The sequence below is a fragment of the Marinactinospora rubrisoli genome (genome assembly GCF_042664915.1).
In the GTDB taxonomy this organism is placed as follows: Bacteria; Actinomycetota; Actinomycetes; order Streptosporangiales; family Streptosporangiaceae; genus Marinitenerispora; species Marinitenerispora rubrisoli.
This window is the reverse complement of the sequence record NZ_JBHTBH010000013.1, coordinates 78,149-92,386: the sequence shown is the minus strand read 5'-3', so window position 1 is coordinate 92,386 and position 14,238 is coordinate 78,149. Positions and strand designations below refer to the sequence as shown.

Annotated in this window: 8 protein-coding genes; 7 read left to right on the top strand and 1 reads right to left on the bottom strand. The window is 76.0% G+C overall.

Features of this window, described 5'->3' with window-relative positions; genetic code table 11:
* Positions 1–209: 209 nt before the first annotated feature.
* The 3 genes from ACFQRF_RS23350 (at position 210) to ACFQRF_RS23340 (ending at position 3,492) form a co-directional block, all read left to right on the top strand.
* Complete coding sequence (locus ACFQRF_RS23350; protein ID WP_379873318.1) at positions 210–2,390, top strand: phosphodiester glycosidase family protein; 2,181 nt, start codon at positions 210–212, stop codon at positions 2,388–2,390.
* Positions 2,391–2,506: 116 nt separating this feature from the next.
* Entirely contained in the window at positions 2,507–2,878 is a 372-nt protein-coding gene (locus tag ACFQRF_RS23345) for a hypothetical protein (protein ID WP_379873317.1), read from the top strand.
* Between the two features lie 158 nt (positions 2,879–3,036).
* Positions 3,037–3,492, top strand: a complete 456-nt coding sequence (locus tag ACFQRF_RS23340) for a MaoC family dehydratase (protein WP_379873316.1) — start codon at positions 3,037–3,039, stop codon at positions 3,490–3,492.
* Between the two features lie 563 nt (positions 3,493–4,055).
* On the opposite strand, the gene ACFQRF_RS23335 is transcribed toward ACFQRF_RS23340, so the two are convergent.
* A complete protein-coding gene (locus ACFQRF_RS23335) occupies positions 4,056–4,544 on the bottom strand; it encodes a hypothetical protein (RefSeq protein WP_379873315.1) in 489 nt (162 codons plus the stop codon).
* Between the two features lie 757 nt (positions 4,545–5,301).
* On the opposite strand from ACFQRF_RS23335, the gene ACFQRF_RS23330 reads away from it, so the two are divergent.
* The 4 genes from ACFQRF_RS23330 (at position 5,302) to ACFQRF_RS23315 (ending at position 14,207) form a co-directional block, all read left to right on the top strand.
* On the top strand, positions 5,302–6,276 hold the full coding sequence (locus tag ACFQRF_RS23330) for a GlxA family transcriptional regulator (RefSeq protein ID WP_417498561.1): 975 nt from the start codon (positions 5,302–5,304) through the stop codon (positions 6,274–6,276).
* A gap of 87 nt (positions 6,277–6,363) precedes the next feature.
* Positions 6,364–7,971, top strand: coding sequence for a DUF2397 domain-containing protein (locus ACFQRF_RS23325; RefSeq protein WP_379873313.1), 1,608 nt, complete (start codon positions 6,364–6,366; stop codon positions 7,969–7,971).
* Positions 7,968–9,380: a TIGR02678 family protein gene (locus tag ACFQRF_RS23320; RefSeq protein ID WP_379873312.1), complete on the top strand. Its 1,413-nt coding sequence runs from the start codon at positions 7,968–7,970 to the stop codon at positions 9,378–9,380. The genes ACFQRF_RS23325 and ACFQRF_RS23320 overlap by 4 nt, the downstream gene beginning before the upstream one ends.
* Before the next feature lie 636 nt (positions 9,381–10,016).
* Positions 10,017–14,207: a TIGR02680 family protein gene (locus ACFQRF_RS23315; RefSeq protein ID WP_379873311.1), complete on the top strand. Its 4,191-nt coding sequence runs from the start codon at positions 10,017–10,019 to the stop codon at positions 14,205–14,207.
* Positions 14,208–14,238: the final 31 nt, after the last annotated feature.

Below are 14,238 nucleotides of genomic sequence, written 5' to 3'. Positions count from 1 at the left end.
GCGGACCGCGCCCGGCGCGGCGGCGCCGGAGCGCGGAACACCCCGGAGGCGCCGCCGGTGCCGCAGTGCGGACACGCCGACGGGCCGATCCTGTAGCGCGCGTGACCCCTGGTTTACACTCCGATGGAGTTCGTCACGGAGCGCAGTCACCACGGGATCACCGGTGACCGTCGGACGGTACCGGCGCCCGACGTCCGAAGGGGTCGAACGTGTTCCGCCATGCCGCCGTTCTCACCGCCGTCCCGCTGTTGCTGGCCGGGTTGCACGCGGCGCCGGCCGGCGCCGACTCGGAGACCCGGCGGTCGATGCCGGTCGCCCCGGGGGTGACCCTCACGACCTCGGAGTCCACGGGCGGCGACGGGCCGTTGCGGCTCAGCTCGCTCGCCGTTGACCTGGACGGGGGCGCGCGGGTCGGCTACGTGGACGCCGGAGAGGTCGCCGCCGCCGCTCCCGTCAGCGAGTACGCCACGAGCACCGGGGCCGTCGCGGCGGTCAACGGCGACTTCTTCGACGCCGGCGACTCGCTGGCACCGCTCGGCGGCGCCGTGCAGGACGGCGAGGTGCTGAAGTCCCCCACGGCGAACCGCGGCAACGCGGTCACCATCGACTCCGACGCGGTGGGCCGCGTCCAGGAACTGCTGTTCGAGGGGACCGCCGACCTGCCCGACGGTCCGCTGCGCGTCGACCGCCTGAACAGTCACGAGATCCCGCGTGACGGGGTCGGCGTGTTCACCGCCCGCTGGGGCGGCCATCCGCGCGCCGACGCGGTCGCCGGTGCCGACCGCGCCACCGAGGTCGTGCTGGCCGATGGCGTGGTGCGCGAGGTCCGGTCGCGTCCGGGCGGCGCACCGGTGGCCGCGGACGAGACCGTCCTTCTCGGCCGGGAGGCGGCCGCCGACCGCCTGGCGGGCCTGGCCGTCGGCGACCGCGTCACCGTCCGGCACTCCCTGACCGCGGACGGCGCCGAAGGGCGTCGTCCGTTCCCGCCGCTGCACACCGCCATCGGCGGCCGCAACGTCCTGATCCGCGACGGCCGGATCCTCGACGTGGACGACTCCGCCCGGCAGCCGCGGACCGCCATCGGTTTCTCCGCCGACGGCGGTGAGATGACGATCCTCGTCGCCGACGGCCGGCACGCCGGCAGCCGTGGCGCGACCCTGCGGGAGATGGCGGAACGGCTCCGCGCGGCAGGGGCCGCCGACGCCCTGGAACTGGACGGTGGCGGATCCTCGACCCTGCTCGCGCGCCGGCCGGGTGAGCACGAGCCGCTGACGTGGAACCGCACCGGGGAGGCCGAGCGTGCGGTCCCCAACGGGCTGGCCGTCTACGCTCCGGAGGGCGACGGGCAGCCGCACGGCCTCTGGGTGCGCCCGAGGCAGGACCCGCGTCCGGCCCCCGGCCCCGGTTCCGGCGCCTACGGTGATCCACACCGCGTCTTCTCCGGCCTGACCCGCGAACTGGTGGCCACCGCGCACGACGACGGCTTCGGGCCGGTGCGCGGCGAGGCTCAGGGGCCGGACGTCCGCTGGAGCGCGTCCGCCGGGACGGTCGCCGACGGCCGCTACACCGCGCCCGCGACCGACCGGCCGGCGTCGGCCCGGGTGACGGCCACCGCCGGATCCGCCGCCGGTGCCATCGACCTGGAGGTGCTGCCACCGCCGGAGAGCATCGCGGCCAGCGTGAGCGGCATCGCGTTCCGCGAGACCTCGGGCACGGCGGCGTTCACGCTGCTGGGCACGGCGACCGGCGGCGCCCGGGTGCCCATCGAGCCGGGCGACGCCACCGTCCGCACCGACACCGGCCTGGTGGAGGTGACCGCCCGCGAGGACGGCACGTTCCGGGTGCGGCCGGCGGGCGGCACCGGAGCCGGGGAGATCGACATCGCCGTCGGTGACCTGCGCACCTCCGTGCCGGTGGGTGTCGGCAGCGCGCGTCGCGTGGTGACCACTTTCGACGACGCCGCGCGCTGGACCGCCGAGGCCGCCCAGGCCACTGCCGACGTCGCGCCCGCGTCCGGCCGCGACGGCACCGCGCTGGCGCTCTCCTACGACTTCACGGGCTCCCGGGGCACCCGCGCCGCCTACGCCGTCCCGCCGGAGCCGCTGGCGATCGGCGGGCACACCCACGAGCTGCGGCTGCACGTGCGGGGCGACGGCAACGGCGGGCAGATCGCGGCCCGCGTGGTCGACGCCACCGGACAGCGGCGCGCAGTGTACGGACCGCGTGTGGACTGGCAGGGCTGGCGGCGCGCCGACCTGCCGATCCCCGAGGGCCTGGCGCAGCCGGTGTCCGTGGAACGCCTGTACCTGGTGGAGACCCGGGTGTCGGGCGGCTACAGCGGTCAGGTGGTGTTCGACCGGCTGGCGGCGGTGGTGACTCCGGTCGGGTGAGCCGACAGCGCTCTGTTTCCTCCCGGTATCGCCGGGTATGCCGGCGCCGGTCTTGCCGCCCCTACGGGCTTTCCGGGATGATCAGTCCTCCTGACGATACGGCAGGGAGGGTAGCGGTGGCGCTGTACGAGGTTCACGCCCGCAAATGGGAGAACGGGTGGGAGCTGCGGGTGGCGGAGGTGGGGGTGACCTGGTCCCCCTCGCTCAGTGACGCGGAGTCCCGCGCCCGTGAGTACATCTCCGCCCAGACGCAGGTGGACGAGCAGAGCGTGCACATCGAGCTGCTGCCGAGGGTGAGCGAGGACCTGGACCAGCTCGTCCTGGAGACCCGCCGCGCGGTGCACGACGCCGACGAGGCGATGCGCGGTGCGGCGGCCAAGGCCCGGGAGGCCGTCTACGGGCTGGCCGATGCGGGGCTGTCCCCCACCGACATCTCGCACTACCTCGGCCTGTCCCCGCAGCGTCTCCAGCAGCTCGCGCAGGGCTGACCCGGCCGCGGGCCCGTCCGGGCCGTTCTTTCCGGCGCACACGTGCGCCCGCCACCCCAGACCAAACGGTCGGTACGGGGTAGGGTCGGGGTCGTCCTCCCCGGGAGGAGGACCCCGCTCCGCCGCCACCGACCCCGGCCCACGGACGAAGGAGCAGCATGCGGACGTTCACCGACGCGGCGGCCCTGGTCGCCGCCCAGGGACAGCCCCTCGGCCACAGCCAGTGGCACACCATCACCCAGGACCGGATCGACATGTTCGCCGAGGCGACCGACGACCACCAGTGGATCCACGTCGACCCGCACCGCGCCGCCGGAGGCCCCTTCGGCAGCACCATCGCGCACGGTTTCCTGTCGCTGTCGCTGCTGCCGGCCCTGGCCGCCGAGGTGTACGTTCTGGAACGGTCCCCGCGGCTGCTGGTGAACTACGGCCTGAACCGGGTGCGGTTCCTCACCCCGGTGACGGTGGGGTCGCGGGTCCGCGACGGCGTCGAGCTCGTCGCGGTGGCGGACTCGCCGAAGGGCGTCCTGCTCACCATGCGGCATGAGGTGGAGATCGACGGCGCCGAGCGCCCGGCACTGGTGGCGGAGACCCTGACGCTGCTGGTCCCCTGACCCGCTTTCGTGATCTCTCCCGGCGGCTTTTCGCCGCGCCGGAAGCGTGTCGGCGGGCGCGCTCCATCGTGGGATCGACGTTGGCCTGCCAGCGGATCGGCCCGGCCGTACAAGGCGTGGATCACGGCGTAACCGGAATCCGGGCCCGAACGCCGCCCGGAGTCCGGCGGCGCAACAGGTCGATCTGCCAGGGGCCGTGGCGTTGGGACGTGGCGCCGGGGCGCGCCGGTCCGGGTGCAGGGGGATTCGCGAGGGCCGGGACCGAGAGTGCCACGACCTCCCCGGACCAGCACGCTCGTCCGCCCGGCGCGGCCCGACGAGGACGCCCTCTGGCGTCTCCCCGGTCCGGCCCCACCGGCACATCGACGCGGCCCTCTGGCCCCTGCAGAACCGGCTCTCTGGCACACCACGCCGCACGCACCCGAGGAAGGTTGGACACGCACCTGCCAGCGCGTCCTCGCCATCAACGCCACGATCCGGCGCAACCGGCTCATCGACGCAGCCGTCCAGCACGCGCGATCGGTTACGGTCACTGACCGGCCACCCATGACCCCGTGAACCATCTAGGCCAGGAGGAGGATCGAGGCCGCGCCGAGCAGGTCGACGACGCCGCACCCCTCCGCCCACGCCCGCGGCACCACCCGCCCGTTGCGGTGGTGGGCGAAGTCCCAGACGGCGTGCGCCAGCCAGCCGGCCGCCAGGAGGTACCGGCACAGGTCGGCGTCGACCGACAGTGCCAGCAGCGCGAGCCCGCCGAAGCCGAGCAGCCCCGCCGTCTGTAGCGCCAGCACGCCCGGCCGGCGGAGCTCCCCCCTCAGGGCTCCGAAGACCAGGTAGCACACCGGCATGGCCACGAGGATTCCCGCCAGTGACGTCGAGGGCGGGACGCCGTCGACGAAGGTGGCGACGGCGAGGGCGATCCCCAGCCCCGTGGGCCAGCGGTGCCCGATGGCGGCGAGGACGCCGGAGGCGCGGGTCGTGGCCCTCGGCGCCTTGCGCGCGCGGGCGGCCGGCGAATCGCCGGGGGCGGTCTCGGGCGCGGAGCCGGTCATCGGGCGGCCCCTGGCCGGTCCGCGACGTTGCCCACCGGCCGCCGGTGCTGGACGAACGGTTCAATGTCGGCGACCGGGAGATCCTCGGGAGGGTGCACATCGGCGAACGCGCCGATATGACCGAGTCGGTGCCCGGCATGGGCACCATTCCCGGCGCCGAGTTCACCGCCATCGTTGGAGACCTGCCCCGCTACCACGGCCGCCGGGCTTCCCAGGCCCGCCCGGCCCTGATCGCCCGCGACTCCGGCCGTCGCGGCGGCGACCACCTCCGGCCCACGCGCTGCGACCGGCGCCTGCCGCCCATCTCCCACATGGCGGCACGGACCGCCTTGACGCGCCCGGGACCGGCCCGCGCAGACGGCCGCAGGACGCGCGTCCACGGACCCGTTCCTACCGAAGCCCTCCTCGCGCTCGCGCGCCGACGGGTCGATGTGCCGTGGGCGATGTCGCGCGGCACGGGGCCGTTCCCCTCCGCGGTCACGCGGGCGGCGTGCCAAGATCATCGAAATTCCCGCCTTCCTTCCCGGCCAGGTGAGCCGGTCGTCGGCTCACCGGTGAACGGCCCGAGGTCCCGGGATGGATCCCGAGACGGCGCGGCCGGAGCGCCCGGCTCGCGGAACCGCTCGACGGCCGTTCCCGGCGGCTCCTGGTCCAGGCTGCCGCCCGGCCCGTCGCCCCGGACAGCCGCGGCCCGCACGATGTCCGGAATCTTGGGACCCCGGGCACTCCGGCGTAGGGTCGCCGCATGAATGGGCGCATGAAGGACCGGCCGGTCGTGATCGTCGGCTACGACACGGCCGAGCTACTGGACATCGCCTGCGTCAGCACCACCTTCGCCATGGCCAACGAGCTCGGGGCCTGCGCCGCGCCCTACCGCGTCCGGGTGGTCAGCCCCGGCGGCGCCCCGATCGCGTGTGCGACGGGGCTGACCTTGCAGAGCCAGCAGTCCCTCGAACGGGTCACGGGCCCGCTCGACACCCTCATCGTCTCGGGCGGCCTTGGGCACGAGCGGGCCGCAGCGGACCCACGGCTCGTCGGCCATATCCGCCGGCTGGCCCGGGAGAGCAGGCGGACGGCGTCGGTGTGCACCGGAGCCGAAGTCCTCGCCGCCGCCGGGCTGCTGGACGGCCGTCGCGCCACCACGCACTGGTGGTACGCGGCCGGGCTGGCCGCCCGCCACCCGGGTGTCACCGTCGACCCCGATCCCATCTACATCCGGGACGGCAACGTCGCCACGGCCGCCGGCATCACCAGCGCCCTGGACCTGACGCTTGCGTTCATCGAGGAGGACCACGGCCCCGAGCTGGCCCGGATCGTGTCGCGGCACCTGGTCACCTATCTGCAGCGCCCGGGCGACCAGGCGCAGATGAGCCTGTTCACGGCCGCTCCGCCGCCCAGGAACGACCTGGTCCGCGGGCTCGTCGAGTACGTCGCGCGCCACCCGGACCACGACCTGAGCACCGCCGCCCTGGCCGGCCGCGCCGGGGTGACAGCGCGGCACCTCTCCCGGCTGTTCCGTGAGCATCTCGGCCAGACACCCGGCCGGTTCGTCCGCCAGGCCCGCACCGAGGCGGCCGGGCACCTGCTGGCCACCACCGAACTGCCGCTGGCCGCCGTGGCGCGGCGGTGCGGATTCGGCTCCGCCGAGGCCCTCCGCCAGGCGTTCATCGACCGGTACGGCGTCTCGCCATCGCGGTACCGGGCGACGCAGACGGCGCACTCCGGGGCCTGACACCCGGCCGCCTCGCTCGGCCGCCGCCGGGCGCCCATCACCGTCCGTCCGCGTCAGCGACCGGAAGCCGCTAGGTTGGGGCAGGTCATGCCTGTTACCCCCGACTCCCCCGACTCCCCGGCCGGGCGCCCGGTCTCCGCGACCGGCGAGCCGGACCGGCTGCGGCTGTACGCCTACCTCAGCGCCCCCGAACGCCGCAGCTACCTGGCGATCATGCGGCTGTTCACCTCCACCCTGCTGGCCGACCTCGGCGCCGGCGAGGTCGCGACGGCGCTGGCCGAGGCCGAGCGGCGCGGCGAGGTCGACCCCGGCGAGTCCCGCATCGACACCGTGATCGACCGCCTGGAGCAGCTCGCCCGCTGGGGCAACCTGGTGCCGGGCCGCCGGGAACCGGCCGCCACCATCGCCGAGTTCACCCGAAGCCGGGTGCGCTACCAGGTCGCCAAGCTCGCCACCCGGGTCCAGCGCGAGGTGGACGCGGTGCTCGCGGTGGCCGACGGCGCCCGCGAGGTCTCCCGCGAGCTGCTGCCGGCGATCGAGCAGGGGCTGGTGGCCATCCAGGGCACCCTCGGGGAGCTGCCGGCCGCCGAGCACGGCCGCGGCCCGGACTCCGCTGTGGCGCGCCGGCTCCGGGAACGGCTCGCCCAGCAGGTCACCACCCTGTTCCTCCAGCACGACGAGTTCGCGGCGGCCGTCCGCGACTTCTACGCCTACCTCGGTTCGGTGATCGCGCGCTACGACCTCGCGCCCGTGGAGATGTCCGGCTTCAAGCACATGCTGCTGGAGTACGTCGAGCTCATCGCGAAGGACGTGCTGCGCTACTCCGAGCCCATCGTGGCCCGGCTGGGCATGCTGACCCGGCAGCGCGACCGGCTGCTGGAACTGCTCGGCGGCGGCGTCGGCGACCTCACGCAGCGGACCGGCCCGCGCGGGCAGACCGAGTTGATGGAGCGCGCGCCCGGCCGGCGGGCGGCCGACTGGGATGCGCTCTCGGACTGGTTCGTCGGGCGTCCCGGCCGCCCGTCGGAGGTCAGCGGGCTGCGCGAGGCGACCAGCCGCGCCATCACCGCGCTGCTCACCAACGTCAAGCGCGTGACCAGCACCGGCGGGGTCGATCCGGGCCGCCGCCGGGACCTGCTCACGCTGGCGCGGTGGTTCGACGCCGCCGACCCCGAGAGCGCGCATGACCTGTACGCGGGGGCGTTCGGGCTGTACTCCGCCCGGCACCTGGGCCTGGCGGCGGCCGGGGACGGCACCCCGGCCGCCACCTCGTGGCGGGACGGCGACCGCGTCGACGTGGAGGTGAGCGTCCGCGGCCGGTCGGACCGTGCCCCCGGCGGGCGGGTGCCGCGCGTCTCCGACGACCCGCTCGGCCGGGCGGCGCTGCTCGCCGAGGCGGCGCAGCGGGAAGAGCGCCGCGCCGCGGCCGTCGCCGAACTCGCCGCGGCCGCCGGTGCCCTCGCCGCCGCACGGCTGTCGGGTGACGCGCTGGACGTGCTGTGCGAACTGCTCACCCTGGCCGGCGACGCCCGTGAGGCGCCCGACCGCCAGGGGTCGGCGAGCGACCCGGTCAGCGGGCTCACCCTGGTGCTGGACCACCGGCCCGGGCACACCGCCCGGATCGGCTCGGTGTTCGGCCACCTGGAGCTGCGCGACACCGAGATCCGGCTGCGCGTCACGGAGCGGGTGCGATGAGCCGGGCCGAGCCGCCGATCGACCTCGGCGAACGCGTCGCGCTGCGCGGCCTGGACGAGATCGGGACCGCGCAACTGCGGCGCTGCGTGCGCACCCTGCTGCGCCGCCCGCTGCTGCGCGCCGATGGCCCCGACGGCGACGTGCTCGCCACGGTCCGCCGGCACGCCGACCGGCTGCAGACGCTCTTCCAGTCCTACCTCGGCTACCGGCTGGTCGTGGAGCCGACGTTCGCGCGGCTGTACAAGACCGACCCGCCCACGGGCGGCACCCGGGGCGCGCACAAGCCGAACGGCACGCCGTTCACCCCGCGCGGGTACGCCTACCTGGCGCTCGTGCTGGCGGTGCTCACCGGGGGCGGCGGGCAGCTGCTGCTGTCCGGTCTGGTGGCCGACGTCCGCGCCGCCGCCGCGGAGGCGGGGCTGGAGCTGGGCACCGGGATCGTGGACCGGCGGGCTCTCGCCGCGGCGCTGCGGCACCTGATCGACCTGGGCGTGCTGACCGAGACCGACGGCAGCGTCGCCCCCTGGGCGGAGGACGCCGGCCGGGAGGCGCTGCTCACGGTCGACGTCGAACTGCTCCGCCACCTGGTGGCCGCCCCGCTGTCCCGCGTGGTGGCGCCCGGCGAGCCGGTCGCCGGGAACGAAGCCGGGATGGACTCCAGCCCGAGCGGCTGCGGAGCGGGAAGCGCCCCGAGCGGCTGCGGAGCGGGAAGTGCCCCGAGCGGCCGCGGAGCGGGAGAGGTCCACCGGCTGCGTCGCCGCCTGGTCGAGGACCCGGTCGTGCACCGCTCCGACCTCTCCCCCGCCCAGCGGGCGTGGCTGCGCCAGAACCTGCGCCGGGAGGCCGAGCTGCTGGAGGACGTCACCGGGCTGCGGCTGGAGGCGCGCGCCGAGGGCGTGCTGGCGGTGGACCCGGACGGCTACCTCACCGACCTGGCGTTCCCGGCCGCCGGCAGCACGGCCCGGGTTGCGCTGCTGGCGCTGGCGGAGCTGACCGTCGCGGACGCCGAAGACGCCCGGGACGGTGACCGGCATGACGGCGGGCGCCCTTCTGGCGGCGCGCCCGGAGATGAAGATCCGGCCCCGGGCTGGCGGGTGGTGAGCGCGGAACGGTTCGCCGCGGCCGTCGCGGGGCTGGTGGACCGTTACCCGCGCGCCTGGTCACGGGAGGCGGTGCGCGACGCCGACCGCCTGACCCAGGCGGTCGCCCGCACGCTGATCCAGGCCGGCCTGGCCCGTGCGCTGCCCGGAGGCGCGGTGGCCCTCAGCCCGGCGGCGGCCCGGTACCGCCCGCTGCCCGACGGCCCCGAGGGCGAGCCCGAACCGTCCCCGGCCGGGCAACCGGCGGAGCCGCCCGAGGGGCAGGAGTCCCTCTTCGCGGTGGACGGGCCGCGGAGCACCGGCCGCTGACGGGCACCGGCGAGCACGGCCAGGGCTCGCAACCGGGGGCAGGGACCGGAGACCGGCATCAGGCCGGACTTCGCCGGGGTCGTCCTCCGTCGTCGGTTGCTCGCCGATGTCCTGCACCGGCGCCGGGTCGACCACGGTCAGCCGGTCCGGTTCACCTACCGGTCCGGGCCGTGGGTCTTCCGGCGAGCGGAAGACCCGGCGCGGCGACGCCGGAGGCGTCGGGTCTGCGGGATGCCATGTCGATCTCACCAGGGTCTCTCAAGGGACGGAACGTCTTTCGCACTCGTGGGTGTCCGTGCTCGATTGCTGCTGTTCGCCGTGAGCACGTTCCGGCGAGGAACCCGGGCGTTCCCGCCCGGGAGGAATCACGCCTGCCAGCCGCGAAAGGCGCGGCGGGCCGGTAGCCTTCTCACGTCCGCTGGCGAGCCTGCGGGGCATCGACCGGAGTGCCGCGGACACGGCCCAGCCGGCGTTGACCGGGCGCGTGCCGCTGGGGTCCGTCCCAGCGTGCGGCCCCGGTCACGGGCCGCGCCCGCAGCCGCGGTGGACATGACTCCGGGCGCGCGAGCCGGCCGCGCGGGAGCGCACGGTGGTGTGGCCGATGAGGCACCGGCTCGGTCGTGCACGGCCGAAAAGTTGACGACGAACGAGGAGCACGTGGACGGCGAGGCGACACCGGGCGGGCGCTGGCGGCTGCACCGGGGCGGCGTGGTGAACATCTGGCAGTACGGCGAGCAGGTCTTCGACCTGTCCGGCGGCCGGGTGATCCTCAAGGGGACCAACGGCTCGGGCAAGTCGCGCACCCTGGAACTGCTGCTGCCGCTCTGCCTGGACGGCGACCTGCGGAACATGGGGTGCAAGGGCTTCGACACCGTGAGCATGAGCCGGCTCATGCTCGATGACTACGCCGACGGTGCCAGCCGGCTCGGCTACGCCTGGATCGAGCTGCGCCGGGAGCCGGGCGACGGCACGGAGGAGTACCTCACCTGCGGGATCGGGGTGAAGGCGAGCCGGTCGTCGGGACAGGTCACCGACTCCTGGCGGTTCGTCACCCCGCTGCGGGTCAACCTGGACTTCCCGCTGCTGGAACAGGGCGTGCCGCCGGGACCGGCCCGGCTGCGCGAGCACCTGGGCGGCGACGCGGTGGTGCCCGGCCAGGACGAGTTCCGCGAGCGTGTCGCGGCGGCCGTCTACGGGATCAACGGTGGCAGCCGCTACACCGACCTGCTGCACCTGCAGCGCACGCTGCGCAACCCCGACATCGGCCTGAAGGTGCTGCAGGGCCAGCTGGAGCAGCTGCTCACCGACGCGCTGCCGCCGGTGGACCCGCAGATCATCCGGCGGACCGCGACGGGGCTGGACAACCTGGAAGGGGTCCGCCGCAACGTGGCGCGGCTGCGCCAGGCGGACGCCGCGCTGCAGGAGTTCCTGCAGAGCTACCGGGGGTACGCGCGCGCCGTGCTCGCCGACCGCGCCGACCGGCTGGACGGCGCCGAGGCCGCCCTGGCGCGCGCCGAGGGGGCGCTGGAGCGGCGCGAGCGCGAGCAGGCCGAGCGCCGCACGGCGCTGGAGCAGGCCCGGCGGGAGCGCGACGCGGCAGAGGAACGCGTCGACGCCATCGACACCGAACTCGCCGCACTCAAGGCGTCGCCCGCCTACAGCGCGCTCGGGGAGCTGGCGGACCGGATCCGGGCGGTGGAATCGCAGCGGGCGCACGTGGCCGGCGCGCTGCGGCACGCCGAGAGCCTGCGGGCGGCCGAGGGGCAGTCGGTCGCGGCGGTCGAGCGGGCGGCGGCGGCGCTGGCCCGCGTCGGCGCGGCCGTCGCCGGTACCGCCGAGGACGCGCGCGTGGCGCTGCGTGCGGTGGGCCTGCCGTCGGCGCTGGCCGCGCTGCCCGGCCTGGAACCGGACCTGACCCGGCCGGTGGAGACCGCGCGGGTGCTGCTGTCGCCCGACCCGCAGGCCCGGCCCGAGGAGCTGACCCGGGAACTGGCCCCGCGGGTGGACACCGCGGAGCTCGCCGCGCGGGCCGCTACCGCCGCCGGGCAGGTGGCGGCCGCCCGCGAGGCGGTCGCGCAGCGCGCCCCGATCCTGGTGGGGCTGCTCCGCGAGGGCGAACGGCTGGAGGAGGCCGAGAGCGAGACCGCGCGGCTGGCCGAGCGGGCCGCCGAGCTGGCCGAGATCGCGACCGCCGCCGATCAGCGCGTCCGGGAGGCCGCGGACCGGTTGCGCGCGGTGGCCGGGCAGTGGACCGAAGCGGTGGCGAGCTGGCGCGGCCGGGTGCCCGTGGGCGAGGTGCCCGCCACCGTGGCCGCCGACCTGCCACCGGTTCCGGCCACGGACGACGTGCTCGCCGACCCCGAGGCGTTCCGCGACGCGCACCGGGAGGTCCGCGCCGCGCTGCGCGAGCCGTTGCGGGAGGCGCAGCGCGCCGTCGTCGTGGCCGAGCGGGACGTCGCCGACGCGGCGGCCGAGCGCGCCCGGCTGGAACGCGAGCTGGCCCGGCTGTGGGACGCGGCCGAGGTGGCGCTGCCCGCCCCGGCGCTGACCACGGCCGCGCGCGACCCGTGGGAGGGCGCGCCGTTCTACCAGCTCGTCGACTTCACGCCCGATCTGCCGGTGGCGGAGCAGGCGGGCCTGGAGGCCGCGCTGCACGCGTGCGGCCTGCTCAACGCATGGGTGCGGCCGGACGGCGCCGCCGCGGCGGCGGACGGCGACGACACCCTCGCCGCACCCACCGGATCCGCGCCGGCCGGGTGTACCCTCGCCGACGTGCTCCGCCCGGCGGTGGACGCCGAGGGCCCGGTCCCCACGGACCGCGTCGCCGCGCTGCTGCGCTCGGTCCCGCTGCTGCCCGGCGGGCCCGGCGCGACGGCCACCGGTCCGGCGGTCGGTCTGGACGGCACGTGGCGGTCCGGGGTGCTCGCCGGGCGGCATCGCAAGGAGGAGGCCGAGCACATCGGCGCCGGCGCCCGCGCACAGGCGCGCAAGCGCCACGTCGCCGAACTGGAGGGGGCGCTGGCCGGCCTCGCCGAGCGGGAGGCGGAACACGCCGCGGCGCTGGCGGCGGCGCAACGGCGCCAGGAGGCGTGGACCGCGTGCGTCGACGCCTTCCCCGACATCGCCGAGACGCTGCGGGCGCACTACGACGCGCAGGGCCGCCGTGGCGCCGCCCGGCGCGCCACCTCCGACACCGAACGCGCCGAAGCCGAGCACGCGCGGGCCCGCGCCCGGCTGCACGCCGAGCGGGCCGAGCACCAGCGCCAGTGCGGGGCGCTCGGGGTGGGATCGGGGGTCGGCGAGCTCCGCGAGATCGAGGACGGGGTGCGCGCCGCGGCGCGGACCCTGGACCGGATGGCCGAACTCCTGGGCCGCGACCACTCCGAGGCGGTGCGCGCGGTCGAGGCCGCGTACGCCGACCACGAGCGCACCGCCGAGCGCCGCGCCGAGGCGGAGGCGGACGCCCGCGAGGCGCACCGCGGTTACGCCGAGGCCGAGGCGACGCTGCGGACTCTGCGCGGCAGTCTCGGCCAGGACGCCGAGGCGGTCAGCGAGCGCGTCCGGCTGCTGCAGGAGGAGCGGTCGGCGCTGCGCGGCTCCGTTCCCGCGACGCGCGACGCCGTGGACGCGGCGATCCGCGCGCTGTCCGACGCCGACAACGCGGCGGGCAACGCCGGCGGCAAGGTCGCCGACGCCCGGGCCGCGGTGGCCGACGCCGAGGACGCGCTGACCGACACCGCGGGCGTTCCCGGCGTCTGGGAGGCCGCCACCGGCACGCCGGAGCCCCCGTTCGAGCGGTCCGAACTGCGCACGGCGCTGCGCGCCGGGCTCGCGGAGAACGCCGGGCCGTCCCGGCGCGACCTGCCCGCCCTGGAGCGCGAGGTCACCGCCCGCATCCAGACGCTGCAAACCGCGCTGGCCGGCTCGCACGACGTGCAGGCCGACCGCGCCGGCACGGTGCTGACCGTCGCCGTCAGCGAGGAGGCCGGCACCACGCCGGTCGCGGTGACCGCCCGGCGCACGGCCGAACGCCTGGCCGAGGCGGAGCGGAACCTGTCCGGCCGCGAGGAGCGGATCTTCGAGGAGTTCCTGCTCGGCGACATCACCGAGGACCTGCGCCGCCAGATCCACGCCGCCGAGCGCCTCACCGAGCGGATGAACGCCGTCCTGGCCGACGCGCACTCCAGTCAGGGCGTCCGGGTGGCGCTGTCCTGGGAACCGGCCCCCGACCTCGACCCCGCCGAGCGGAGCGCCCTCGCGCTGGCGAAGAAATCCGTGGTCGAGCGCACCGACGCCGAGGACGAACGGCTGCGCCGATCCCTCACCGAGCGGATCCGCGCCACCCGCGCCGAGGGCCGCAGCAGCGGCTACGCGGAGGTCCTGGCCAGCGCCCTGGACTACCGGCAGTGGTACACCTACCGGGTCCGCATCCACGACACGGGCCCCGACGGCCGCCCCCGCAACCGGCGGGTCCGCCAGCTCTCCTCGGGCGAGACCCGCCTGGTCTCCTACGTGACGCTGTTCGCGGCGAGCGCGGCGTTCTACGACACCCTCCAGGCGGACGAGAGCACGATCGACGGCCCGCTGCGTCTCGTCCTGCTGGACGAGGCGTTCGAGCGCCTGGACGACCCCACGATCGCGCGTCTACTGGAGCTCCTGGTCGACCTCGACATGGACTGGGCCATCACCTGGCCGTCCGGCTGGGGCGTCTCGCCGAAGATCGAGCGGATGCACATTTACGACATCCTCAAGCGCAAGGGGGCGTGGGGCGTGGCGTGCGCCCAGTACACGTGGAACGGGTCGGGGTTCGAACAGCCGGCGGCGTAGGCGCGATCGTCCCGGGAGGCCGGCCGGTCGG